Below are 24,115 nucleotides of genomic sequence, written 5' to 3' on the forward strand. Positions count from 1 at the left end.
GATTTGATCGACACTGCCGCGTCACGGCGGTGGTGCAGGGAATGCTGGATTCGCGTCGCAATATCGCGCTGGCCTGCGCGCTCAGCATGCTGGCGGGCTATGTCGACGGCATCGGCTTCCTGCATCTCGGCGGCCTGTTCGTCTCGTTCATGAGCGGCAACTCCACGCGTCTCGGCGTCAGCCTTGCGGAAGCGCAGTGGTGGCAGGCCGCCAGCGCCCTCGGCCTGATCGCGCTGTTCGTGGCCGGTGCCGCGGCCGGCAGCTTCGTCGTGCTCGGCGGCGGGGCCGAGCGGCAGCCCTGGCTGCTTCTCATTGAAACCGGGTTGCTTGCGGGGGCCGGACTTTGCCATGCCTACGGCCTGTCGAACCTCGCGATCGCGGCCATCGTGCTCGCGATGGGCCTGGAGAACGCCGTGTTCCAGATCGACGGCGGCGCGGGCCTCGGCCTCACCTATGTCACGGGCGCGCTGGTCAAGGTCGGCCAGTTCCTCGCGGTGAGCCTCACCGGCGGGCCGCGCTGGAATTGGGCGCCGAACCTGCTGTTGTGGGCGGCGCTCGTTGCGGGGGCGGCGGGCGGGGCGCTCGGCTATGCCCGGATCAACCTCGCCGCGATCTGGTTCGCCGCTGCCGCGGCGCTGGCTTTGGCCGCGATCGTGGCTGCGGCGATGCGGCGGCCGCGCGCTTGACAGAGCCGGCGGGACGCGAAATGGATCGCCTCGAACACGACCCGAGGGACAGATGACCGCGCTCAGGACTCCCGCAGCCTGTTTGATCGGATGGCCGGCCGCGCATTCGCGCTCGCCGCTGATCCATCGTTACTGGCTGCGCACGCTCGGGATCGAGGGTGGTTACGTCATCGAGGCGGTCCCGCCCGAGGATCTGCGCGACTTCGTGCTGCGGCTGTCGCTGCGCGGCTTCGTCGGCGCCAACGTCACCATCCCGCACAAGGAAGACGTGCTGGCGCTGTCCACGCCCGATGCGCGTGCCAGGGCCGTCGGCGCTGCGAACACGCTGTGGTTTGCCGACGGCGAGCTGCGCTCGACCAATACCGACGTCGAAGGCTTCATCGGCAATCTCGACGCCGAAGCGGTCGGTTGGGACAGCGCGGAAGAGGCATTGGTGCTCGGGGCCGGCGGTTCCTCGCGCGCGGTCGTGTTCGGCCTGCTCGAACGCGGCATCAAGCGCATCCACCTCGCCAACCGGACCATCGCGCGCGCCGAGACGCTGGCAGAGCAATTCGGGCCGAACGTGCATCCGATTCCCTGGGACGGCATCAACGACGTGCTGCCGCGCGCAAGACTTCTCGTCAACACGACCTCGCTCGGCATGCACGGCCAGCCTTCACTCGATGTCAATGTGGCGCGCCTGCCGGACGGGGCGGTCGTCGCCGATCTCGTCTACGTTCCCCTGGTGACGCCGCTGCTGGCGGCTGCGAAGGCGCGCGGCCTGAACGCCGCCGACGGTCTCGGCATGCTCCTGCATCAGGCGGTGCGCGGCTTCGAGCTGTGGTTCGGCCAAAGGCCTGCTGTCACGGCCGAGCTGCGCGCGCTGGTCGAGGCCGATCTCACAAAGACTTGAAAGGATAACGGCGAATAGCACCCCACCTCCGGAGTTCTATCCCCGTGGGGACAATCCGGAGACCGTCATGCCTATTCAACGTGCAACTTTCACACGTCCGCTCATCGCCGTCGCGATGGTGGCCGCTTCCACCCTCTATGCCGTCGCGCAGAGGGCGCCGGTGCCGACGCGCGTGCGCGGCACGATCGAGAGCGTCAATGGCGACACCATGCAGGTCAAGTCGCGCAGCGGCGAGGACGTCAAGCTCCGCATCGCCCCTGACGTGAACGTGTCGGGCGTTACCAAAATTTCACTCGCCGACATCAAGGTCGGCTCCTTCGTCGGCGCCACCACGGTGCCGGGTCCGGACGGCGGCCAGAACGCGGTCGAGGTCCACGTGTTTCCGGAGAGCATGCGCGGCACCGGCGAGGGCTCGCGGCCCTATGACCTCAAGCCGAACTCCACCATGACCAATGCCACGGTGTCGGAGAGCGTGGTCGGCAATGACGGCCATACGCTGCTGGTGAAGTACAAGGACGGCGAGAAGAAGGTGTTCGTCGCCGACAACACGCCGGTCGTGACCTTCGTGCCCGGCGACAAATCCGAGCTGAAGGCCGGCGCAAAAGTCGTCGCCTTCATGAAGCAGCTGCCGGACGGCTCGTTCGAAACCAACCGCGTCAGTGTCGGCCTCGACGGCCTGACACCACCGATGTGATGGAGAATCGCAACATGTCGAAATCAAGCTGGATGCCGCGCCTGTTCGTGGCGGCGTTTGCCGTCACATCCATGTTCTCCGCCTCGGCGCAGCAGTCGCCGACGGTCCGCATCCGCGGCACCATCGAGAGCGTCGACGGCAACACCCTCGGCATCAAGACGCGCGAAGGCAGCGACGTGAAGGTGCGCATGACCGACAACGTCGCGGTCTTCGCCGTGGTGAAGACCTCACTGTCGGAGATCAAGGAAGGATCCTATATCGGCGTGACCGGCATGCCCCAGCCCGACGGCACGCAGAAGGCGATCGCCGTGCACATCTTCCCCGAGAACCAGCGCGGCGCGGCCGAAGGTTTTCGTCCCTGGGATGCGCGCGCGAACTCGACCATGACCAACGCGACCGTGGCGCAGACGGTGGAAGGCACCGACGGCCAGAACATCACCGTCAAGTACAAGGACGGCGAGAAGAAAGTGGTGGTGCCGCTGGATACGCCGATCGTCACCTTCGTCGCCAGCGACAAATCCGAGATCAAGCCCGGCGCCAAGCTGATCATCTTCGGCGCGGCGAAGAAGGAGGACGGCTCGCTCGAGGCCAACCGGGTGAACGTCGGCAGGGATGGGATTACGCCGCCGATGTGAGGGACTGGCGCTGAACTCGTAGGGTGGGCAAAGGCGCACTTGCGCCGTGCCCACCACGCTCCTGTGTTTCGCGAAAGTTGGTGGGCACGCTTCGCTTTGCCCACCCTACGGCGCTGCCGCTACGCCTCACACCGCAATGATGTGATCGTCGATCTCGTCGATCCGGTTGACGCCGCACAGGCCCATGGTCGTGAGCAGCTCCTTCTGGATGATGTCGATCGCCTTGGCGACGCCGGCCTGGCCGCCTGCACCGAGGCCATGGGCGTAGGCGCGGCCGATCATGCAGGACTTTGCGCCGAGCGCGAGCGCGCGCATCACGTCCTGGCCGGAGCGGACACCGCCGTCGAACATGATCTCCATCTGCGAGCCGACCGCGTCGACGATCTCCGGCAGCGCCTCAATCGAGGACGGTGCGCCGTCGAGCTGACGGCCGCCATGGTTGGAGACGACCAGTGCCTGCGCGCCGGTCTTCGCGGCGAGCTCGGCGTCCTCGACGTCGAGGATGCCCTTCAGGATCAGCTTGCCCGGCCAGATGCTGCGGATCCACTCGATGTCGTTCCAGTTCAGCGAGGTGTCGAACTGCGAGTTGATCCAGGTCGAGAGCGACGTGATGTCGTCGCTGACCTTCAGATGACCGGCGAGATTGCCGAAGGTGCGGCGCTTGCCCTGCAGCACGCCCGACACCCAGGCCGGCTTGGTGGCGAAATCGATCAGCTTCGACAGCGACCATTCCGGCGGCACCGTCATGCCGTTCTTGATGTCCTGGTGGCGCTGGCCGATCACCTGGAGATCGACGGTCAGCACGAGCGCGCTGCATTTCGCCGCCATCGCGCGCTGGATCAATTCCTTGATGAAGCCGCGGTCCTTCATCACGTAGAGCTGGAACCAGAACGGCTTCTCGACATTGGCGGCGATGTCCTCGATCGAGCAGATCGACATCGTCGACTGCGTGAACGGGATGCCGGCGGCCTGCGCGGCGCGGCAGGCGTGAATCTCGCCGTCGCCATGCTGCATGCCCAGGAGGCCGACGGGCGCCAATATCAACGGCATCGTCGAGGACTCGCCGAGGATCATGGTCGAGGTGTCGCGCCTGGAGACGTCGACCAGGACGCGCTGGCGGAACTTGATGGCCTGCATGTCCTCGCGGTTGGCGCGCAGCGTTTCCTCGGCATAGGAGCCGCGGTCGCAATAGTCGAAGAACGCCTTCGGCACGCGGCGCTGATGCAGCGTGCGAAGATCGTCGATACAGGTGATGTGCTTCATGAACGTTTCCCCGGCCCGTCTTGCATCAGAAGTCTTGCTTCAGAAGTCTTGCATCGGAAGATCGAGGGGTCATCTAGCATGGTTGGATGCACAGCCAAATCGTTTGGGAGGAGGGCGCCATGAGCAAACCGCGCGGCCAGCCGACACCGGAAGAGATCAAGGAGAAGCAGGATCTCGACGACGCGCTGGAGGAGGGTCTGGAAGAGACCTTCCCGGGGTCCGATCCCGTCAACGTCACCCAGCCGGCGCCGAGCCGCCAGGACGGCCATGTGAAGCGCTCCGACTAGGGCGGGTTCCGCTCCGTTCCGCCCTGTCGGCCGGAAATATAGTGCTAACAATAAGTTACCGGGGCGGCTTGGGCCCGGTCCCGTAATGATTAATCACATTTTTTGAAGCCAAGTTGGCCGCGAAGGCATTATAACGTCTCAGCAAATCAGGGATGCGGGGCCCTTTCGGGCATCCCGTAGTTGTAGAGGGGTCCCTGATTGATGTTGCGTGGGGGACGATATGAGCCGCAAATATTTCGGGACGGACGGGATTCGGGGCCGCGCCAACGGACTGATCACGCCGGAGCTCGCGCTCAAGGTCGGCCAGGCCGCAGGCCTTGCGTTTCAGCGCGGTGACCATCGCCACCGGGTCGTGATCGGCAAGGACACGCGTCTGTCCGGCTACATGATCGAATATGCGATGGTCGCGGGCTTCACCTCGGTCGGCATGGACGTGCTGCTGGTCGGCCCGATGCCGACGCCGGCGGTCGCGATGCTGACCAAGTCGATGCGCGCCGATCTCGGCGTGATGATCTCGGCCTCGCACAATTTGTTCGAGGACAACGGCATCAAGCTGTTCGGCCCGCAGGGCTTCAAGCTGTCCGACGACGTCGAGAAGCAGATCGAGCAGCTGCTCGACGAATCCCTCGACAAGCGGCTCGCTCAGAGCGCGAGCCTCGGCCGCGCCCGCCGTATCGACGGCGTGCATGACCGCTACATCGAATTCGCCAAGCGTACGCTGCCGCGCGATCTCTCGCTCGACGGCCTGCGCGTCGTGGTCGATTGCGCCAACGGCGCCGCCTACAAGGTGGTGCCGGAAGCGCTGTGGGAATTGGGCGCCGACGTCGTGCCGATCGGCGTCGAGCCCGACGGTTTCAACATCAACAAGGAATGCGGCTCGACCTCGCCGGAAACGCTGTCGAAGAAGGTGCGCGAGATGCGCGCCGACATCGGCATCGCGCTCGACGGCGACGCCGATCGCGTCATCCTGGTCGACGAGCGCGGCCACACCGTCGACGGCGACCAGCTGCTCGCGGTGATCGCGCAGAGCTGGAAGGAAGACGGCCGGCTGTCGCGGCCGGGCATCGTCGCCACCGTGATGTCCAATCTCGGCCTCGAACGCTTCCTCAAGGGGCAGGGGCTCGATCTCGTGCGCACGCCGGTCGGCGACCGCTACGTGCTCGAGCAGATGCTGAAAGGCGGCTACAATCTCGGCGGCGAGCAGTCCGGCCACATCATCCTGTCCGACTATGCCACCACCGGCGACGGCTTCGTTGCGGCGCTGCAGGTGCTGGCCGTGGTGCAGAAGCTGCGCCGGCCCGTGTCGGAGGTCTGCCACCGTTTCGACCCGCTGCCGCAGATCCTGAAGAACGTCCGCTACAAGAGCGGCAAGCCGCTCGAGGATTCCGACGTCAAATCGGCGATCTCCGACGGCGAGAAGCGGCTCAACGGCCACGGCCGCCTTCTGATCCGCTCGTCCGGCACCGAGCCCGTGATCCGCGTCATGGGCGAGGGCGAGGACCGCCTGCTGGTCGAGGACGTCGTCGACACCATCGTCTCCGCGCTCGGACAGGCCGCGGCCTGAGGCGCATCGCTACGCGAAGCACGATCGTAGCCCGGATGGAGCGCAGCGAAATCCGGGGATCGCGCCCGCGGACATAGACGTCCCGGATTACGCTTCGCTCCATCCGGGCTACGAGATCCCCGGACCCTCATGGTGAGGAGCCCGCCAACGGTGAGCGTCTCGAACCAAGCAGGGCGTGTCGCCTCGCGGTGAAACCGGCACGTGCATTCCAGCCATCGACGATTGGCGGTGGATCGGCCGCAGCCGGCATCGTAGTTAGGCGGTGCGGCAATCTGCCGTGCCCGCCAGGATGCTCCATTGAACAAGCCTGTCGTCGTCTCCGAGGAAACGCTGACCGAACCGGTCGTCGTCAGCCACGTGGCGCCCGCCGCCCGGGCTGCCGCAGGGCCGGCCTATGTCGTGCTCGCCGGCATCAGCTTCTCGCACTTCCTCAACGACACCATGCAGTCGCTGATCGCCTCGGTGTATCCGATCCTGAAGGACACCTACGCGCTCGACTTCGCGCAGATCGGCATGATCACGCTGGCCTTCCAGTTCACTGCCTCGCTGCTCCAGCCGGTGGTCGGCCATTACACCGACAAGAAGGCGCAGCCCTATTCGCTGTCGATCGGCATGGCCTCGACTTTCTTCGGCCTGCTGCTGCTCAGCGCGGCGCACCAATATCTCGTCATCCTGATTGCTGCCGCGCTGGTCGGCCTCGGCTCGGCGGTGTTTCACCCTGAATCCGCGCGCATCGCGCGGCTCGCCTCCGGCGGCCGCTATGGTTTCGCGCAATCGGTGTTCCAGCTCGGCGGCAGCTTCGGCACGTCGATGGGGCCGTTGCTGGCGGCGCTGATCGTGGTGCCGTTCGGGCAGGGCAGCATCGCATGGTTCTCCTCGATCGCGTTCCTCGCGATCCTCATCCTCTGGCGCATCGGCCGCTGGTACGAGCCGCAGATCAAGGCGAAGAAGACGGCGACGGTTCAGGCCCATCCCGACGCGCCGAGCTCGCGCCGCGTCGCGGTCGCGCTTGCCGTGCTGGTGGCGCTCTTGTTCTCGAAGCAGCTCGACGTCTCGAGCCTGTCGAGCTACTACATCTTCTATCTGATCGATCGCTTCGGCGTGTCGACGCAGGCGGCGCAGATCTATCTCTTCATCTTCCTCGCCGCGAATGCGGTCGGCGCGTTCTTCGGCGGTCCGCTGGGCGATCGCTTCGGCCGCAAGATCGTGATCTGGATCTCGATCCTCGGCGCGCTGCCGTTCACGCTGGCGCTGCCTTATGCCGGGCTCTATGCGAGCGCGGTGCTGTCGGTGATCATCGGCCTGATCATCTCCTCGACGACGTCGTCGATCATCGTGTTCGCGCAGGAACTGGTGCCGCACCGCTTCGGCATGATCTCGGGCGTGTTCTTCGGCGTTGCCTTCGGCATCGGCGGTCTGGGTGCCGCCGTGCTCGGCAAGCTCGCCGATCACACCTCGATCGAGTTCGTCTACCAGGTCTGTGCCTGGCTGCCGGCGATCGGCCTGCTTGCGGTGTTCCTGCCCAAGCTGCCGCGGCACCTGCGTTAATAAATCCTTTTCGCTGCATTGCGGCTTCATCAATCGTTAGCAATTGGCGCGTCGGGGCGCCGCTTTTTTGCAACGCTTCTGCCGCATGCGCGCGAGTGGTGAGAAAAAATCAACCTTAAAAATTAGGGTTAAGTGGCGCTTAAACATTTGGTGCCATCGTCCTCCCGTGAGTTTCCAGAACGTGGGGCGTCAGCATTTTGCCTCACCGGCCATAAGGACGAAGCCAAATGCGTAGCGTTAAGTCTCTCCTTGCCGCAGGTGCGGCGACCCTCATCTCGTCGATGGCGTTCGCCGCCGATATGCCGATCGCCGCTCCGCCTCCCATGTACGCGCCGCCGGCTCCGCCCGCCGACTTCGGCGGCTGGTATCTCCGCGGTGACATCGGCATGACCAACCAGAGCGCCAAGCGGATCGACAGCGCGACCGCGCAGACGTTCCCGACCCAGACCGTGGGCCTCGGCTTCGATAGCTCGCCGCTGTTCGACCTCGGCGTCGGTTATCGCTTCAACAACTGGTTCCGCACCGACGTGATCGGCCAGTATCGCGGCAAGGCCAATCTGCACGGTTCGGACAACGTCACGCTCAGCGCGACCGACTTCGAAGCCAACAACTACTCCGGCAGCAAGTCCGAGTGGGTCGTCATGGCCAACGCCTATGTCGATCTCGGCTCCTGGTGGTGCATCACCCCGTTCATCGGCGCCGGTGTCGGCGGTTCCTACAACAAGCTCAGCGGCTTCCGTGACGACGGCACCCGGATCAATCCCGGCGGGCTCTCCAACAGCGTGACCTACTTCGCCGACAACGGTAAGTGGAATTTCGCCTGGGCCGCCCATGCCGGTCTCGCCTACAAGGTCAGCCCCGGCCTCACCGTCGAACTCGCCTACAGCTACATGGATCTCGGCGACGCCAATCCCGGCAACTTCCGCGCCTACGACAACAGCATCTCGGGTCCGTCGACGATCAAGGTCAAGGACATCACCTCGCATGACGTGAAGCTCGGCGTGCGTTGGGATCTGAGCAGCCCGCCGGCCTACATGCCGCCGCCGCTCGTCACCAAGGGCTGATTGTCAGCTCCATCGCTTAACGTCTCTTAACGGCGCGGGATCATCCCGCGCCGTTTTGCTTTGCGTATTTTTCATGGCGAGCGGCGACGAAAGCATCCGACGCAACCATTGGTTAAGGTTAACAGGCGATGATCATCGCAACAGTTCGAGTTCGATGGAGCGTTGTGATGCGTGGGCTGATGTTGTTGGCGGCGGTGATGTTGGGGACGGTGTCTGCTGCGCACGCGGCCGATCTCTCCGATCTTCCCATCTTGCGCGGCAGCTTCACCGACGGCCTGTCGAAGTCATCCCATAATTGGGACGGCTTCTATGTCGGCGGCCAGTTCGGCTTTGCCACGACCGACATCGACTTCAGTCACGCCCCGAAGTCGATGACCGATTTCATGCTTCGCAACAGCATCCTGCAGGCGCCGGTCGGCGGTTGGTCGCTGCTGCCGAAAAACCACGTGCAGTCGACGGGGTTCGGCGCCTATGTGGGCAAGAACTGGCAGCTCTACGACGCCGTGATGGGCGTCGAAGCCAATTACAGCTACATGAGCAGCATATCGAGCACGGCCAGCGACTCCATGGGCCGAATACTTCCCGGCGAAACGGGTCCCGCGGGCCATACCTACACTTACGACACCTCGCTCGGTGGCGGTGCTTCATTGAAGCTCAAGGATTATGCGACTTTCCGGGGTCGGGTCGGCTGGGACGGCGGCGACTTCATGCCGTATGGTTTCGCCGGGCTGGCGGTCGGGCGCGCTGAAGTCTCGCGATTTGCGACCGTGAATTGGCAGAAATACGACGACTTCGACGAGGCTGTGGTCAGCGGCGGCGTGACTACGACGGTTCATCGCCATCTTCCCGCCGGTTCAGCCACACTGTCCAGCACCGAGCAGCGCACCAACAGCTTTATGTACGGATGGACGGCCGGCATCGGCGTCGAATACGCGATCTGCGGCAACTTCCTCATTCGCGGTGAATGGGAGCATGTCGGCTTCTCAAACGTGAAGGACATTACTGTCGGCCTGAACAACTTCCGCGTCGGCGCCGGCTACCAGTTCTAGACGCGCCGATGCAGCCGGTTGACAGGGCGGCGGCGTCCTGATGCTCTGTCGCTAGACGCGGAGCGGCAGCGATGAAGATCTACGGCGATACCAACTCCGGAAATTGTCTGAAGGTGAAGTGGGTCTGCGACAAGCTCGCGCTGCCCTACCACTGGATCGAGATCGACACCCGCAAGGGCGAGACGCGCACGCCGCAATTCCTGAAAATGAACGGCGCGGGCCAGGTGCCGACCGTCGCCTTCGACGACGGCCGCACGCTGGCGCAGTCCAATGCCATCATCCGCTATCTCGCCCGCGACAGCGCGCTCGTTCCGCGCGATGCCTTCACTGCGGCCAAGATGGACGAATGGCTGTTCTGGGAACAGTACAGCCACGAGCCCTATATCGCGGTGTGCCGCTTCCAGCTGGTCTATCTCGGCAAGGATGCGTCCGAGCTCGATCCTGACAAGGTCAAGCGCGGCTATGCGGCGCTCGACCGCATGGAGCAGCATCTTGCGGCAAGCCGCTTCTTCGCCGGCGAAGAGGTTTCGCTCGCCGACGTCTCGCTGCTCGCCTATACCCGCCTCGCGCATGAAGGTGGCTTCGATCTCGGCCGCCATGCCGCCATCCGCCGCTGGATCGGCGAGGCCGAAGCCTGGCTCGGCCTTCCACCGGCGCGCTGAGAGTCGCGCTGATTCTTGGAGTTTCCCGACATGAACGAGAAGTCCGTCTCCATCCGTCCCGCGCGCCGCGAGGACGTTGCGGCGATCGTCGCCATGCTTGCCGACGATTATCTCGGGCGCGCCCGCGAGCGCGTGGAGGATCCCTTGCCTGAGTCCTATTACGAGGCGTTCGAGCGGGTCGCGCGCGATCAAAATCTCACGCTCGTGGTGGCAGAGAGCGAGGGCAGGGTGGTCGGCTGCCTGCAACTTGCGATCTTGCCGGGCATCAGCACGCAAGGCGGCATCCGCGGCTTGCTCGAAGATGTCCGCGTTGCTTCCGATTGTCGCAGCCGCGGCATCGGCGAGCAGCTGGTGTAATGGGCGGTCGCGGAAGCGAAAGCGCGCGGCTGCAATCTGGTCGAACTGCTGACGCATCAGACGCGAACAGACGCGCAGCGCTTCTACAAGCGGCTCGGCTTCGCTGCGAGTCACGTCGGCATGACTGTCCGCTTTTGACGCAGCTCGTCGCGAGCCTTGCGCGATCAGCAAATTCGGATCGCGCATTCGTTCATATTAAGAGCCGGTAAACTACCCAGCCGTCGTTCACGTTGAGCCGGGAACGAACGGTGCTACGGCAGCGTCAGACACCGGGCTCGGTCGGTTCGGGGATTTCGATGACAAGCTATTCCATGATCAAGGTCGGCAACGATTACGTCGTGCAGGCCAATGACAAATGCATTTTGAAAGTCGGCAGCCGCCGTCGTGCCGCGCAATTGATCAGCGATGCCACGGACTTGCTGAACGCGCTTGCCGTGGTCGAATCCCCCAAGATTGCGCCGGAAGCGCCTTCACTCCAGCGTGAGACGCCGGAACTTCCTTGACGACTCTTCCCGTTTCCCGTATCAGCCGCGGCGGGACACCTCCCCCCAACGGGAGGCTTACTATCTGGAAGGGTAGATTATGACTGTAGCGAAGCCCGCTTCGCGGCCGAACGTGCCGCATTTCTCCTCCGGCCCCTGCGCCAAGCGCCCCGGCTGGAACGCCCAAAATCTCAAGGACGCAGCGCTCGGCCGTTCGCATCGCGCGAAGGTCGGCAAGACCAAGCTCAAGCTCGCGATCGATCTGACGCGCGAAGTGCTTGAGGTGCCCGCCGATTATCGCATCGGCATCGTGCCGGCGTCCGACACCGGCGCGGTCGAGATGGCGCTGTGGTCGCTGCTCGGTGCACGGCCCGTCACCACGCTCGCCTGGGAATCGTTCGGCGAGGGCTGGGTCAGCGACATCGTCAAGGAATTGAAGCTCAAGGACGTCACCAAGCTCAACGCTGCCTACGGTGAGATCCCCGATCTCTCGAAGGTCGATCCCAACAGCGACGTCGTCTTCACCTGGAACGGCACCACGTCAGGTGTGCGCGTGCCGAACGCCGACTGGATCAGCGCGACCCGCGAAGGCCTGACCATTTGCGACGCGACGTCTGCCGCGTTCGCGCAACCGCTCGACTGGGCCAAGCTCGACGTCGTCACCTTCTCCTGGCAGAAGGCGCTCGGCGGTGAAGCCGCGCACGGCATGCTGATCCTGTCGCCCCGCGCGGTGGAGCGGCTCGAGACCTACAAGCCGGCCTGGCCGCTGCCGAAGATCTTCCGCATGACCAAGGGCGGCAAGATCAACGAAGGCATCTTCGTCGGCGAGACGATCAACACGCCGTCGATGCTGTGCGTCGAGGATTATCTCGATGCGCTGAACTGGGCCAAGTCGATCGGCGGCCTCAAGGCGCTGATCGCGCGTGCCGACGCCAACACCAAGGTGCTCGCCGACTGGAAGGCGAAGACGCCCTGGATCGACTTCCTGGCCAAGGACGCCGCGATCCGCTCCAACACCTCGGTGTGCCTGAAGTTCACCGATCCCGCGATCACCTCGCTCTCCGAGGACGCGCAGGCCGACTTCTCCAAGAAGCTGGTCGCGCTGGTCGAGAAGGAAGGCGCGGGCTACGACTTCGCCTACTACCGCGATGCACCGGCCGGCCTGCGCATCTGGTGCGGTGCCACGGTCGAAGCCAGGGACGTCGAGCTCTTGACCCAGTGGATCGACTGGGCGTTTGCCGAGACCAAGGCGCAGCTCGCCAAGGCGGCTTAGTTTTTTCACCTCTCCCCGTTCTTACGGGGAGAGGTCGGATCGCGCCTGGCGATGCGAAGCATCGTCCAGCAGCAATCCGGGTGAGGGGCTCTCTCCGCTTGCACCTTCGCCTGTGGCTGCCGCTCACCCCAACCCTCGCCCCGTAAGAACGGGGAGAGCGGGAAGACAAAGCTTCTTCACTCAATTCCGGCCGTCGCAGGCCGATCCTCCCGTTAGGGAAGGCGAAGGATCATCCCCATGACCAAACCCAAAGTTCTCATTTCCGACGCGCTCTCTCCCGCTGCCGTGCAGATCTTCAAGGATCGCGGCATCGAGGTCGACTTCCAGCCCAACCTCGGCAAGGACAAGGACAAGCTTGCCGAGATCATCGGCAATTACGACGGTCTCGCCATCCGCTCCGCGACCAAGGCGACCGCAAAAATCCTCGAGAAGGCGACCAACCTCAAGGTGATCGGCCGCGCCGGCATCGGCGTCGACAATGTCGAGATTCCCGCCGCCACGGCCAAGGGCATCATCGTGATGAACACGCCGTTCGGCAATTCGATCACGACCGCCGAGCACGCCATCACGCTGATGCTGGCGCTCGCCCGCGAGATCCCGCAGGCCGACGCTTCGACCCAGGCCGGCAAGTGGGAGAAGAACCGCTTCATGGGCGTGGAGATCACCGGCAAGGTGCTCGGCGTCGTCGGTTGCGGCAACATCGGCTCGATCGTCGCCGACCGCGCGCTCGGCCTGCGCATGAAGGTCGTCGCCTTCGATCCGTTCCTGTCGCCGGAGCGCGCCAAGGACATCGGTGTCGAGAAGGTCGAGCTCGACGACCTCTTGAAGCGCGCCGATTTCATCACGCTGCACACCCCGCTCACAGAGAAGACGAAGAACATCATCGACGCATCCGCGATCGCCAAGATGAAGAAGGGCGTGCGCCTGATCAACTGCGCCCGCGGTGGCCTGGTCGACGAGCAGGCGGTGGTCGATGCGCTGAATTCGAAGCACATTGCGGGCGCCGCGTTCGACGTCTTCGTCGAGGAGCCGGCGAACGCGAACGTGCTGTTCGGCCATCCCAACGTGATCTGCACGCCGCATCTCGGCGCCTCCACCACGGAAGCGCAGGAGAATGTCGCGCTCCAGGTCGCCGAGCAGATGTCGGATTACCTGCTCACCGGCGCGATCTCGAACGCCGTCAACTTCCCGTCGATCACGGCGGAAGAAGCGCCGAAGCTGAAGCCGTTCATCTCGCTCGCCGAGAAGCTCGGCTCGTTCGCCGGCCAGCTCACCGAATCCGGTATCCTCAAGGTGCAGATCACCTATGAGGGCCACGTCGCCGAGATGAAGATCAAGGCGATCACCTCGGCCGTGCTGTCGGGCCTGCTGCGGCCGATGCTGGGCGAGGTCAACGTGGTGTCCGCTCCCGTCGTCGCCAAGGAGCGCGGCATGGTGGTGGACGAGATCGTGCGCGCCGCCCAGAGCGACTATGAGAGCCTGATTACCGTCACGGTGGCGACGGAGCGCCAGGAGCGCTCGGTCTCCGGCACCGTGTATCATGACGGCAAGCCGCGCCTCGTCGACGTCAAGGGCATCCGCGTCGACGCCGAGTTCGGCAAGTCGATGATCTACGTGACCAACGAGGACAAGCCGGGCTTCATCGGCAAGTTCGCGAGCCTGCTGGGTGACGCCAAGATCAACATCGCGACCTTCCATCTCGGCCGCGTCGCGCCGGGCTCCGATGCCATCGCGCTGATCGAGGTCGACGGCGTCGTGCCACCCGATCTGCTCGCCAAGGTGCAGGCCCTGCCGCAGGTCAAGCAGGTCAAGGCACTGACGTTTTAATCGCGCTCTCACCACTTGCCGTCATGGCCGGGCTTGACCCGGCCATCCACGCCTTGCCTTGCGCGCGGAAAGACGTGGATGCCCGGGACAAGCCCGGGCATGACGAGTGGATAGAGCGGTGCGCGCGCCACGGAATGACGACCGTCATATATTCCGACCTGCGGAACAACCACGCCGCCCTCCCGAGAGGGCGGCGTTTTTGTTGATATTGCGGCCCGCTTTATTTCTCCCAAGCCAGTCGAACTTTGTGTACCAATGGCGTCCAAGAACGCCTCGTACCAACGCCTCCGTACCAATGTTCGAAAGGGAGAAAACAATGCGTGAAGCCGTCATCGTTTCCTATGCGCGCACGGGCCTGGCCAAATCCGGCCGTGGCGGGTTCAACATCACGCCGCCGATGTCGCTCGCGGCCCACGCCATCCAGCACGCGGTCGACCGCGCCGGCGTCGAGAAGGACTATGTCGAGGATTGCTATCTCGGCAATTGCGCCCATGGCGCGCCGAACATCGGCCGTCAGGCCGCGCTGCTCGCCGGCCTGCCGACCACCACGGCCGGCGTTTCCGTGAACCGCTTCTGCTCGTCGGGCCTGCAGACCATCGCGATGGCCGCCAACTCGATCCGCTCCGACGGCGCCGACTGCATCGTTGCCGGCGGCGTCGAGAGCATCTCGATCCCGGGCGGCGGCTCGCCGAAGGAATCGATCGATCCGGAGCTGCTCAAGGTCGCGCCCGATATCTTCATGGCGATGATCGACACCGCCGACATCGTCGCCGAGCGCTACAAACTCAGCCGCGAATATCAGGACGAGTTCTCGCTGGAATCGCAGCGCCGCATGGCCGCGGCCCAGCAGGCGAACAAGTTCAAGGACGAGATCGTCCCGATGAAGACCAAAATGAAGGTCGTCGACAAGGCGACCAAGGCCGAGAGCATCGTCGATTACGTCGTCGATCGCGATGAATGCAATCGCCCTGAAACCACGCTGGAAGGATTGGCAAAACTCGAGCCGGTGAAGGGTCCCGGCAAGTTCGTCACCGCCGGCAATGCCAGCCAGCTCTCCGACGGCGCCGCCGCGGTGGTGCTGATGGAAGCCAAGGATGCCGAGAAGCGCGGCCTCAAGCCGCTCGGCCGGTTCGTCGCCTGGGCAACGGCCGGCTGCGAGCCCGACGAGATGGGCATCGGCCCGGTGTTCGCGATCCCGAAGCTGCTGAAGCGCACCGGCCTGAAGATCGACGACATCGATCTGTGGGAGCTCAACGAGGCCTTCGCCAGCCAGTGCCTCTACTCGCGCGACAAGCTCGGCATCGATCCCGCCAAGTACAACGTCAATGGCGGCTCGATCGCGATCGGTCATCCCTTCGGCATGACCGGCGCGCGTCTCACCGGCCACATCCTCCAGGAAGGTGCGCGCCGCAAGGCCAAGTGGGGCGTCGTGACCATGTGCATCGGCGGCGGCCAGGGCGGCGCCGGCCTGTTCGAGATCTACAGCTGATCCAGGCCACGTGAATGAAAAAGGCACGGCGCCGCAAGCGCCGTGCCTTTTTCGTTGCAGCAATCGCCTCAAGCTCGAGGTCAGCAGGTTCCTGGACACGGTGCGCGGCATGATCGCGCGCCGCTCGCGACAGCAAGACGCATCTTGGACTAGGCAGCCGACATATTCTTCACGGTCGTCTCGGCTTGCTCGGCGAGCCAGTTCACGAACAATTCGACGCTGCGATCGCCGATCAGATCGGCTGGCCACTGGGCAACCTGAATTTTTGTGCACTCGACTGTGGGGTAATTGGCGAGTGCGGACACGAGGCGTCCAGACGAAACCGCATCTGCGATCAGAAGCGAGCGCCCCAGTGTCACGCCGGCCCCCTCGGCCGCAGCCGACATGCACATTCCCATGTCGTCCAGCGTCAGGCTGCCGGCGGCAGCGCCCGATTTCGGCAATCCCAGGCGTCTGAACCAGGAGGGCCAGCCCCAGTCGCCGGTCGCGTTGTCGCCTTTGTGGATGAGCGGCAGGGCCAGCAGGCCGTCGGGGTCGGTCAAGGGACGCCGCCGGGGCAACAGGTGCGGCGCGCAGACGGGAAAGATCCGCTCCCAAAACAGCGGCAATTGCGTCGACGTCCGCCGTGCGTCTTCGCTCGCGTTCCAGACAATTCGCACGTCGAGCGGCCGCCTTGAGCTGTCCCCTGTCTCCAGTGGTTTGAGATCAACGTTGATCGACGGATGTCGCGCCGTAAAGTCCGGCAGACGGCGGACGAGCCACCATGTTGCCAACGCCGAGCTCGCGCCCACGCGCAACGTCGTTCGGTTCGAGCGCCGCCGCACCTGAGCATCCAGCGCACCAAGCGCGTCGAGTGCTGCCGCAAGCTCCTGCCTGAGCTGCGCGCCGGCGGGTGTTATCCCGATCCCCGGGTTCTGCCGTTGCAACAATGCGACCCCGAAATGGTCCTCCAGCTTTCGGATCTGATGGCTGACCGCACTCTGTGTGACGCCCAGCTCCGCCGCGGCGCGTGTGAATGAACCATGGCGGGTGACGGCGTCGAACGCGACGAGGGGTGCGAAGGGTGGCAAGCGGCGTGGCATCTCGGTCTCCTCAAGCCATGATACAGATTCATGAGCTTTTGAGGAACCATCATTCGACCAGAGCCTGTTGCCCGGCCATCCATGCTCGATGGAGGCCGCAACGATCATGCTCGACAAACCCCAGCAGAATGATGATGAAACGCGGAGCGCCAGTTGGCGTGCCGACGACGGCCATCGCGGCAATCGCATGTCCCTGGAAACGGCGACGCTGCTTGCAGCGTGCTTGAGCGGCTTTCTGTTTCAAGTCGACCTGACCGCTCTGGCAGCTGCCTTGCCCGACATTGGCCGCGACCTCGGCGCCGCTTCCGCGCGAGCGGCCTGGGCCATCGACGTCTATAGCCTTGCCTTGATCTTCTGTCTGCCGATTGCAGGTAGCCTTGCCGACAGATACGGACGCGTTCAAATGTTCACTTGGGGTGCAGGGCTGTTTGGCCTGGCTTCTCTGCTGTGTGCGTGCGCGACCACGTTCGACGTTCTGCTGACATTCCGCACATTGCAAGGTATCGCCGGTGCTTGCATCACCAGCACCTCGTCCGCCCTCCTTGCCGGTGCCTACGAGGGGCCTCGCCGTGCGCGGGCGTTTGGACTTTGGGGCACGATCGTCGGTGCCTCGATGGTCGCTGGCCCGCCGCTCGGATCGTTGCTGGCCGATACGATCGGGTGGCGTTGGATTTTTTGGGTCAACTTGCCGCTTTGCGCACTCTTGGTTGTTCTGGTGCTGTGCAGAATTGGCAATGGGCTCGACCAGCAGCGTTCGAGCGCCAAGGTGGATTGGCTCGGTGCCGGCCTTCTTGCGATCACGTCGGCGACGCTCGCGTTTATGTTGCTGGAAGCGCCCGCGCTCGGCGGCATCGCGTCGGCGACGTTCCTGGCGGGCCTCGCCGCTTCGGGGATTGCGCTGCTTTTGTTCGTTTGGGTGGAACGCCGGCACCCCAACCCGGCGTTCGATCTCAAGCTGTTCGGATCCCGGCAGTTCATCGCGATGTGCCTCGTCCCGATCGCGGGATCGACCGGATTCTGGTCGCTGCTCGTCTACGTGCCGCAATTGGCGCGCGGACCATTGGGTCTCAGCCCGCTCGGGGCGGGTTGGCTCCTGGTCGCGCTCACATTGCCGATGATGGTGTTGCCGCGCTATGGCGCGGCCTTGACGACCCGCATCCCGTCACGGTCGTTCTTCTGTGGTGGTCTCGCGCTTATCGGGATGGCTGACCTGGCGCTTGGTGCGATCTCCGGCGCACATGCGGGGCCGGGCACGTTAGCAATGACCGTCATCGCGTTGCTGCTCAGCGGATCGGGCTGTGCCGTGATCAACGCTCAGATCACCGCCGCCGCCGTGTCGGCGGTTCCAGGCGATCGTGCGGCGACCGCATCGGCAATTTGCGTCACGATGCGCCAAATCGGTTTCAGCTTCGGGATCGCGCTTCTGGGCGCGGCCCTGCAGCTCAGCCCGAACGGCGACTATCTCGCCGCCTTCATCGTTGCAGGCGCATCGACCCTTGTCCTGACCGCCATCGTCTATTGGCTCATGGACGGGAAACAGGCTGCATAGCGGCGCGCCCCGTGCCCTTTTTGCTTGGGCTTTTCCAGAGAGCGAGATGAGTTTGGGTTGAACAGTAAGGGACGCGCCGCTCTCTCGCTCCCTCACGCCGCTCTTACGGGGAGAGGGTGGGGTGAGGGGCTGTCTCCACAGGCTTGATTTGAGTTGAGGGTATGAAGGGTTCGGCGGCATCAGAGATGTCGGGTGGACCGCCCATCGTGGCTGCACGTTACCCTGCCCCTCACCCGGATCGCGCCGGACGATGCTGCGCATCGCCGGGGGCGATCCGACCTCTCCCCGCAGAAGGGCGGGGAGAGGTTGAAGGCAACTTAAGCCCCCACCGCCACCGGTGCGAACACCACCTCGATCAGCGTGCCGGAATTGCCCGCGCTCTTGATGTTGAACCTAGCACGGTTGGCTTCGACAAGAGCCTTGGTCAGTGACAGGCTCAGCGCCGAACTGTCCGCGGCATCGCCGGGCGGTGGCGTGCGGAACGGCTCCATCGCGGCGGCGACCTCGCGCTCGCTCAGGCCGTGGCCGGTGTCGCGGATGCGCAACGCGATTTCGCCGCGGTCGGTGAGCGCGGTCGAGACGATGACCTGGCCGCCGGCGCTGGCGAGCCGGATCGAGTTCGAGATCAGGTTCATGGTGATCTGCCGCATCGCGCGCGCGTCCACGCTCACCTGCGGCAACGCATGCCCGAGCGAGGTACGGATGATGATGCGCTCGCGGTTGGCCTGCGGCTGCATCACCGTGACGCAGGCTTCGACGAGATCGTTGAGGTTGAGGTTGGCGAAATTGAGATCGAGCTTGCCGGTCTCGATCCGCGACAGCTCCAGGAGATCGTCGATGATGGTGATGACGCGCTCGCCGGAGGCGCGGATGTCCTTCATGTATTCGCCGTAGCGCTCGTTGCCGAGCGTGCCGAAGCGTTCGGAGATCATCACCTCGGCGAAGCCGATGATGGCGTTGAGCGGCGTGCGGATCTCGTGGCTGATCCGCGCCAGCATGTCGGCCTTGGCATTCGCCGCGCCGTCGGCGAGACGGCGGGCGTTCTTGAGCTCGCTCTCGCCCTTCTTGTTCTGCGAGAGGTCGCGGAACACGGCGAAGAAGTTCGGGCCGTCGGGCCTGGTGCGGCCCATGATCATGGCGAGCGGAATGACGCCGCCCTTCTTCTCGCGCCCCAGCACCTCGCGGCCGAGGTCGAGCAGGCTCGCGATGTCCTGACTCTTGAGGCTTTCGAGATAGTCGACCACGATTTGCTGGCTCTCCGGCGCGAACAGCGTCACCAGGTTCCGCTGCATCAGCGTTTCGCCGTCATAGCCGAACAGCGCTTCCGCGCTGCGATTGCAGGCGTGGATGTTGCCTTCGGCATCGAACATGACGATGCCCTCGGCGGTGGTGTCGAGGATCGCGGCGAGATCCTGGGCGTCGGCATCGCCGGCCTCGGGCTCGAGCTCGGGCGCGTAGGGGAAGGATTCTGCGACGACGGGTTCGACGACGACAGGCGGCGCGACGGCAGGCGCGGCAACGACTGTTGCGGCTTGCGGCAGCGCACAGATCAGCGCATGCGCGCTCGCGCCGTCCCAGTCGATCGTGTGCAGATGCGCCTCGGTGGTCGGAAGCGGCTCCTGGCCGTTCGCCACCGTCGCGCTGATCGTCACCGGCGTGCCAGCTTGCGACGTGCTGCTCGCCGCCGACACGCCCGGTTCGACATAGAGCGCATCGAGCCCGCCGGCATCCTCCAGCGCGCCCAGGCTGGAATAGCCCATGCGCGCGAGGAAGGCGGGGTTGGCGTAGAGCAGCCGGTCGAGCCGGTAGATCAAAATGCCCGTCGGCAGCAAATCGAGCAGTGCGCGGTCGCGCACGCTGTGGCCCTGCGCGGGCGGCGCGGGTTCGGTCAGCCATTCGGCCGGCGCGTGCGGCGCCTCGGGCTCCGGCATCGGCGGTTCGGGCGTGGTTTCCGCCGTCGACGGCTCGGCCGTGACGGCAGCGATGGTCTCGCGTTCGCGTTCGAGGCGCTCGGACAATTGCCGGGCGAGCTCGTTGAACGCGCTGTTCTCGACCGGCGTCAGCGTCGGCGATCGCGCATCGCCGGGCGGGCGGAACGGCACGACATTGGGAGGCGTTTCCACTGGTGTTTCCAGATCGGTTGGGTGTGAATTCGCGTCGGCTACGGGTTCGGGCAGTTCGGGTTCAGGTGTCGGCTCAGGCTCGGGCTCGGGTGCGGGCGGCTCGCTCGGCGGAGGCGACGCTTCCGCCACGGGCTCCGGCTCGGGATCGACGACGTCGGCGGAGAGGCCGTGCTGTGCGGGGGGCGCGGCGAACAGCTCAAAGCGCCTGAGCGCATCGAGCCGGTTCAGTCCGTCGAGATCGCGACAGACGCCAAAGCCCCTGAAGCCCGCGAAATTGCGTTCGCGGTCGTAGACCGGCAGGCCCGCGAGTTCGACCGGCAGATGCTCGCCGCCATCGGCCGGCCAGTTCACGGTGATCCCGGCCCAGGTGTCGTGGCTTGCAAGCGCCTGCGCCACGCGGCCATCAGGATCGAGCGAAAACTCGTCGGCGATCTCGCGCCAGGGGCGGCCGAAGCCGGCGGCGGTGTGCGCACCGATCAGGTGGATGAACTCGTCTGAGCCGAGCACAAAGCGCCCCTCCGCATCCACCTGCCACAGGAAGCGCAGCGGATGCTGACGCGGTGCGGACGGCTCCGCTGGCGGCGGTTCGACCATGTGTGAGGTGATCGGCGCGGCCTGCGGCGACACAATGGCCTCTCGCGGGTTTTCAACCGGAGTTTTGGGCGCGGCGTCGATCGCTTCGCTGACAGTTTCCTGGACAGGCGCTTCGGCCGCCTCCGGGATCGTGACGACCTCCGGCATCGCGTCGCTCGCGGCGTGCGCGATCGTCTCTGATGGCGGGGCGGTCTCGGTCGGAGCCGGCGTTTCGACCGGCTCGGCGAAGGCATCGAACAGCGCGATTCCGGATGCAGCCTGGTTCGACAGCGCAGGCTGCGCATGGTCCGGCACTGCGGCCGGAGGGACCGGCGGAGCGTCGGGCGCGGGCTCAGCGGCTTGTTCGCGCGCACTATTCTCTTCGAGGTCGGGCGCCGCCGGCCGGGCGGCCGGCTCGATCAGCGCGACCAGGCCGACATCGGCGCCGACGCCGACCCGTTGCAGCACCATCTGGCCGATGCCGATCGGCGTCTCGGCACGGCCCTTCGCCAGCGCATCGCTGCGGGCCTGGTCGAGGCCGGCATCGCCGAGATCGCGGAAGCCGAGCAGGGAGCGGGCGGCTTCGCTGGCGCCGACGAACAGGCCGTCGGGCGCGAACGCCGCCATCGGCACCTTGGCGCCCTCGACGAGACGATGCAGGCGTTCGACCAGCGGCATGGAGCGCAGCATCGGATCCATCGCGGTGACGAGCACGCCGGAGCTTCCGTCGGCGAAGTCGAGACGGGCGCAGGCGCAGGTCATCAGCATGCCCAAGCGGGCGCCGAAGCCGTGCAGCCGTTCCAGCCTGATCGCGCCGTTCGGCGCCAGCCGGCGCGCGAGCCGGGCGACCTGGCGGCGATGGCTGTCGGCCGGGCCGAAGGTCCTGTCCGCAAGCGCTGTGGCATTAGCCGCGCCGAACAGCTTTGCACCGACCGGATTGGCCCAGAGCACGCGCGTGCCGTCGATCGACCAGAGCCAGGCGGGCAGCGGGGAGGTCGCGTGCACGGCCAGCCGGGGATCGCCCACGCCTCGCAACTGGAAATCCGAACTCGTCATCCGACCGGCTTCAGGTCTCGCTTGGTAGCATCAGGGTGCAAGGCTGCCGGAATGACAGCCTTAAGAAAGGGTTAGTATCGCGCGCAGGCGCAGGCAGGTCCACGGCTCCGGTCTACACGGCCAAGCCTAAAGCCGCGATAACCTTAATGTAGCCGCCCCAGCAAGCCGCAGCCCGGCGGCATCCGCAGGATTCGCGGGCGGGGCAGCCCAGCGAAATGCGCCAGATCGTCAGCGGCATCACAGGTGCCCATCCTCCCCTGGAGGGGGAGGATGGGTTCGCATGCAGCGAAGCGCAATGCGAACCGAGGTGGGGGTGACAGTCTCTCAATGGAGGCGGTGCCCGAGTGGAGAGATCACCCCACCCCGCTCGCGCTGCGCGCGATCGACCCCCGAGCGAGCTCCGCTCGTCTCGACCCCTCCGGGGGAGGGCAAAGGCGCCGCCGTCACCAAATTTCCGGCACCAGACTACCTCAACCCAGGGTTCCATCAGGCGGAACCATCACCCTGACCGCGATTAAATTTTCGCAACGCAGCCCGGATCACGTTTGCGTTGCACAATGTTGACATCTTAGGCAGCGATAGTGATGGGCGCTGGGCGAGCCATCCTTTTGTATCGCGTTCCAGTGTTCGTTCCCGCTGAATTTGAGGCCTAGGTCGGGGCCGGCGGGCGCGCCAGAAGGCTCACTCCATTTTTTCTTTATCGTGAGGGACATCATGACAGGTGCGACTGATCCGTTTTCTGCCTCGATCATTCCGTTCGAGGTTCCCGAGCAGATGCGTGCGTTCGCCGAAAAGGGCGTGTCGCAGGCCCGCGAGAGCTACGCCAAGTTCAAGGACGCGGCCGAGACCCACAACGGCACCGTTGAGGCCGTGTTCACCTCCGCCAACAAGGGCGCGAGCGAGTACACCGCCAAGCTGGTGGAGTTCATGAAGGCCAACACCAGCGCCCAGCTGGACTTCGCCCAGCAGCTGTTCGGCCTCAAGTCGCCGGCGGAAGCGCTGGAGCTGTGGACCGGCCACACCCGCACCCAGCTCGAGACCTTCCAGTCCCAGGCCAAGGAGCTGGCCGAGCTGACCCAGCGCGTCGCCGCCGAGACCGTCGAGCCGATCAAGGCCTCTGCCTCGAAGTTCTACAAGCCCGCCGCCTGATTAGGCCGGCTGGTTTAAATTAAGAAACCCGGGCCTAGAGCCCGGGTTTTGCTTTGGAAATAACCTCGTCGGAAGCGCGATTCTCGGGTTTTGCGGCCTTGCCAAAAACGCCCGTTGCACCTAGTTTCCGCCCCGTCCAGCCCCCCTTAGGTCGACGGCCCGTCCAGGCGCCCAAGGCGGCTCGCAAGGATGCAGTTGTAGCTCAGTTGGTTAGAGCGCCTGTCTGTGGAACAGGAGGTCGGTGGTTCGAGCCCACCCAACTGTACCACCGTTGCGGATAAGTCCGCTTTCCCAGCAACTTACTGATAAGCCTGATGTATTTGCGCCGCCTAAAATACAAAAGGCGCTACAAATGGCATTGCGGATGGTTGAGTTAGTTCGAGCGAAGGGTGGCGGCTTTATCGCTCGAAAAGGTATCCCGGCCGATGTGCGCGACGACTATGAGCGCTTGTATGGGGTGCGCTGGGAAGCTCAGCTTCGGATACCGAGCGGGACGCCAATCCCCTTTGCGAAGTCACAGCACGGCGAGTGGTTAGCTGAGATTGAGACCCGTATCGCTGCATTACGGGCGCATAGGAATGGCGAAGGCCAGCCTCTCGGCTTAACGCTATAGCACTCGCTGGGCGCTGGTACGTTCGGTTCGTGAAGCAGCACGAGGCCAATCCCGATCCAGCAAAATACTGGCGGGAGTTCGGTGACCATCTCGTGTGGAATGTCATCTACCCCGAGGCGCCCGACAGCTACCACGAAGACCCTTATATGGACAGCTTTGCAACCTGGTTGTAACTTTCCAAAGGTTGACGTTCGGAGG

The 24,115-nt window shown here is 64.8% G+C and carries 21 protein-coding genes, 1 tRNA gene and 1 pseudogene; 19 read left to right on the top strand and 4 right to left on the bottom strand.

Annotated elements, in window-relative coordinates; translation table 11 throughout:
- The first annotated feature begins 41 nt into the window (after positions 1–41).
- From HAP41_RS08995 to HAP41_RS09010, 4 genes are all read left to right on the top strand, one after another.
- On the top strand, positions 42–686 hold the full coding sequence (locus HAP41_RS08995; protein WP_166103423.1) for a YoaK family protein: 645 nt from the start codon (positions 42–44) through the stop codon (positions 684–686).
- A gap of 52 nt (positions 687–738) precedes the next feature.
- Complete coding sequence (locus HAP41_RS09000) at positions 739–1,578, top strand: shikimate dehydrogenase (RefSeq protein ID WP_166103420.1); 840 nt, start codon at positions 739–741, stop codon at positions 1,576–1,578.
- Between the two features lie 67 nt (positions 1,579–1,645).
- Positions 1,646–2,272: a hypothetical protein gene (locus tag HAP41_RS09005; protein WP_071909587.1), complete on the top strand. Its 627-nt coding sequence runs from the start codon at positions 1,646–1,648 to the stop codon at positions 2,270–2,272.
- 14 nt (positions 2,273–2,286) lie between these two features.
- Positions 2,287–2,907 carry a single stranded DNA-binding domain-containing protein gene (locus HAP41_RS09010; RefSeq protein ID WP_166103417.1) on the top strand — a complete coding sequence of 207 codons (621 nt, stop codon included), beginning with the start codon at positions 2,287–2,289 and terminating at the stop codon, positions 2,905–2,907.
- 126 nt (positions 2,908–3,033) lie between these two features.
- Here the strand turns inward: HAP41_RS09010 and HAP41_RS09015 are convergent, their stop codons facing one another.
- Positions 3,034–4,170, bottom strand: coding sequence for an alpha-hydroxy acid oxidase (locus HAP41_RS09015; protein ID WP_014492050.1), 1,137 nt, complete (start codon positions 4,168–4,170; stop codon positions 3,034–3,036).
- A 119-nt stretch (positions 4,171–4,289) separates the two neighbouring features.
- Between HAP41_RS09015 and HAP41_RS09020 the strand changes: the two genes are divergently transcribed.
- The 10 genes and pseudogenes from HAP41_RS09020 (at position 4,290) to serA (ending at position 14,283) form a co-directional block, all read left to right on the top strand.
- Complete coding sequence (locus HAP41_RS09020; protein WP_166103414.1) at positions 4,290–4,457, top strand: hypothetical protein; 168 nt, start codon at positions 4,290–4,292, stop codon at positions 4,455–4,457.
- Positions 4,458–4,677: 220 nt separating this feature from the next.
- The gene (glmM, locus tag HAP41_RS09025; RefSeq protein WP_071909589.1) at positions 4,678–6,021 is read left to right on the top strand and encodes a phosphoglucosamine mutase; all 1,344 of its coding nucleotides are present in this window, start codon (positions 4,678–4,680) and stop codon (positions 6,019–6,021) included.
- Positions 6,022–6,318: 297 nt separating this feature from the next.
- On the top strand, positions 6,319–7,569 hold the full coding sequence (locus HAP41_RS09030) for an MFS transporter (RefSeq protein WP_166103411.1): 1,251 nt from the start codon (positions 6,319–6,321) through the stop codon (positions 7,567–7,569).
- A gap of 227 nt (positions 7,570–7,796) precedes the next feature.
- Entirely contained in the window at positions 7,797–8,633 is an 837-nt protein-coding gene (locus tag HAP41_RS09035; protein WP_166103408.1) for an outer membrane protein, read from the top strand.
- Positions 8,634–8,800: 167 nt separating this feature from the next.
- Complete coding sequence (locus tag HAP41_RS09040) at positions 8,801–9,682, top strand: outer membrane protein (protein WP_175618154.1); 882 nt, start codon at positions 8,801–8,803, stop codon at positions 9,680–9,682.
- Between the two features lie 71 nt (positions 9,683–9,753).
- On the top strand, positions 9,754–10,344 hold the full coding sequence (locus tag HAP41_RS09045; protein WP_166103405.1) for a glutathione S-transferase family protein: 591 nt from the start codon (positions 9,754–9,756) through the stop codon (positions 10,342–10,344).
- A 30-nt stretch (positions 10,345–10,374) separates the two neighbouring features.
- Positions 10,375–10,839: pseudogene (locus HAP41_RS09050) on the top strand (N-acetyltransferase family protein).
- A gap of 173 nt (positions 10,840–11,012) precedes the next feature.
- Positions 11,013–11,204 (top strand): hypothetical protein, encoded by a 192-nt coding sequence (locus HAP41_RS09055; protein ID WP_014492058.1) that lies wholly within the window; start codon positions 11,013–11,015, stop codon positions 11,202–11,204.
- A gap of 79 nt (positions 11,205–11,283) precedes the next feature.
- Positions 11,284–12,456, top strand: a complete 1,173-nt coding sequence (locus HAP41_RS09060; RefSeq protein ID WP_166103400.1) for a phosphoserine transaminase — start codon at positions 11,284–11,286, stop codon at positions 12,454–12,456.
- Between the two features lie 237 nt (positions 12,457–12,693).
- Positions 12,694–14,283: a phosphoglycerate dehydrogenase gene (gene serA, locus HAP41_RS09065; protein WP_166103392.1), complete on the top strand. Its 1,590-nt coding sequence runs from the start codon at positions 12,694–12,696 to the stop codon at positions 14,281–14,283.
- Positions 14,284–14,291: 8 nt separating this feature from the next.
- Here serA and HAP41_RS09070 read toward each other — a convergent pair whose 3' ends face one another.
- The gene (locus HAP41_RS09070) at positions 14,292–14,456 is read right to left on the bottom strand and encodes a hypothetical protein (protein ID WP_166051347.1); all 165 of its coding nucleotides are present in this window, start codon (positions 14,454–14,456) and stop codon (positions 14,292–14,294) included.
- Between the two features lie 143 nt (positions 14,457–14,599).
- Here HAP41_RS09070 and HAP41_RS09075 point away from each other — a divergent pair, with 143 nt between their 5' ends.
- The gene (locus HAP41_RS09075) at positions 14,600–15,772 is read left to right on the top strand and encodes a thiolase family protein (RefSeq protein WP_166103388.1); all 1,173 of its coding nucleotides are present in this window, start codon (positions 14,600–14,602) and stop codon (positions 15,770–15,772) included.
- Between the two features lie 149 nt (positions 15,773–15,921).
- Here the strand turns inward: HAP41_RS09075 and HAP41_RS09080 are convergent, their stop codons facing one another.
- The gene (locus HAP41_RS09080; RefSeq protein WP_063985519.1) at positions 15,922–16,854 is read right to left on the bottom strand and encodes a LysR substrate-binding domain-containing protein; all 933 of its coding nucleotides are present in this window, start codon (positions 16,852–16,854) and stop codon (positions 15,922–15,924) included.
- A gap of 106 nt (positions 16,855–16,960) precedes the next feature.
- Between HAP41_RS09080 and HAP41_RS09085 the strand changes: the two genes are divergently transcribed.
- Positions 16,961–18,403 (top strand): MFS transporter, encoded by a 1,443-nt coding sequence (locus HAP41_RS09085; RefSeq protein ID WP_166103384.1) that lies wholly within the window; start codon positions 16,961–16,963, stop codon positions 18,401–18,403.
- A 317-nt stretch (positions 18,404–18,720) separates the two neighbouring features.
- Here the strand turns inward: HAP41_RS09085 and HAP41_RS09090 are convergent, their stop codons facing one another.
- Positions 18,721–22,155: a PAS domain-containing protein gene (locus HAP41_RS09090; protein WP_166103380.1), complete on the bottom strand. Its 3,435-nt coding sequence runs from the start codon at positions 22,153–22,155 to the stop codon at positions 18,721–18,723.
- 714 nt (positions 22,156–22,869) lie between these two features.
- Between HAP41_RS09090 and HAP41_RS09095 the strand changes: the two genes are divergently transcribed.
- The 3 genes from HAP41_RS09095 (at position 22,870) to HAP41_RS09105 (ending at position 24,090) form a co-directional block, all read left to right on the top strand.
- Positions 22,870–23,304: a phasin gene (locus HAP41_RS09095; protein WP_063985516.1), complete on the top strand. Its 435-nt coding sequence runs from the start codon at positions 22,870–22,872 to the stop codon at positions 23,302–23,304.
- 191 nt (positions 23,305–23,495) lie between these two features.
- A tRNA-His gene (locus tag HAP41_RS09100) sits at positions 23,496–23,572 on the top strand.
- 374 nt (positions 23,573–23,946) lie between these two features.
- Positions 23,947–24,090, top strand: a complete 144-nt coding sequence (locus tag HAP41_RS09105) for a hypothetical protein (RefSeq protein ID WP_166103377.1) — start codon at positions 23,947–23,949, stop codon at positions 24,088–24,090.
- Positions 24,091–24,115: the final 25 nt, after the last annotated feature.

Origin of the sequence: Bradyrhizobium barranii subsp. apii (genome assembly GCF_011516635.5) — a bacterium.
Lineage (GTDB): Bacteria > Pseudomonadota > Alphaproteobacteria > Rhizobiales > Xanthobacteraceae > Bradyrhizobium > Bradyrhizobium barranii.

Coding starts and splice junctions, on each gene's coding strand:
- HAP41_RS08995 (WP_166103423.1), top strand. CDS start 42: ATGCTGGATTCGCGTCGCAATATCGCGCTGGCCTGCGCGCTCAGCATG.
- HAP41_RS09000 (WP_166103420.1), top strand. CDS start 739: ATGACCGCGCTCAGGACTCCCGCAGCCTGTTTGATCGGATGGCCGGCC.
- HAP41_RS09005 (WP_071909587.1), top strand. CDS start 1,646: ATGCCTATTCAACGTGCAACTTTCACACGTCCGCTCATCGCCGTCGCG.
- HAP41_RS09010 (WP_166103417.1), top strand. CDS start 2,287: ATGTCGAAATCAAGCTGGATGCCGCGCCTGTTCGTGGCGGCGTTTGCC.
- HAP41_RS09015 (WP_014492050.1), bottom strand. CDS start 4,170: ATGAAGCACATCACCTGTATCGACGATCTTCGCACGCTGCATCAGCGC.
- HAP41_RS09020 (WP_166103414.1), top strand. CDS start 4,290: ATGAGCAAACCGCGCGGCCAGCCGACACCGGAAGAGATCAAGGAGAAG.
- glmM (WP_071909589.1), top strand. CDS start 4,678: ATGAGCCGCAAATATTTCGGGACGGACGGGATTCGGGGCCGCGCCAAC.
- HAP41_RS09035 (WP_166103408.1), top strand. CDS start 7,797: ATGCGTAGCGTTAAGTCTCTCCTTGCCGCAGGTGCGGCGACCCTCATC.
- HAP41_RS09040 (WP_175618154.1), top strand. CDS start 8,801: ATGCGTGGGCTGATGTTGTTGGCGGCGGTGATGTTGGGGACGGTGTCT.
- HAP41_RS09045 (WP_166103405.1), top strand. CDS start 9,754: ATGAAGATCTACGGCGATACCAACTCCGGAAATTGTCTGAAGGTGAAG.
- HAP41_RS09055 (WP_014492058.1), top strand. CDS start 11,013: ATGATCAAGGTCGGCAACGATTACGTCGTGCAGGCCAATGACAAATGC.
- HAP41_RS09060 (WP_166103400.1), top strand. CDS start 11,284: ATGACTGTAGCGAAGCCCGCTTCGCGGCCGAACGTGCCGCATTTCTCC.
- serA (WP_166103392.1), top strand. CDS start 12,694: ATGACCAAACCCAAAGTTCTCATTTCCGACGCGCTCTCTCCCGCTGCC.
- HAP41_RS09075 (WP_166103388.1), top strand. CDS start 14,600: ATGCGTGAAGCCGTCATCGTTTCCTATGCGCGCACGGGCCTGGCCAAA.
- HAP41_RS09080 (WP_063985519.1), bottom strand. CDS start 16,854: ATGCCACGCCGCTTGCCACCCTTCGCACCCCTCGTCGCGTTCGACGCC.
- HAP41_RS09085 (WP_166103384.1), top strand. CDS start 16,961: ATGCTCGACAAACCCCAGCAGAATGATGATGAAACGCGGAGCGCCAGT.
- HAP41_RS09090 (WP_166103380.1), bottom strand. CDS start 22,155: ATGACGAGTTCGGATTTCCAGTTGCGAGGCGTGGGCGATCCCCGGCTG.
- HAP41_RS09095 (WP_063985516.1), top strand. CDS start 22,870: ATGACAGGTGCGACTGATCCGTTTTCTGCCTCGATCATTCCGTTCGAG.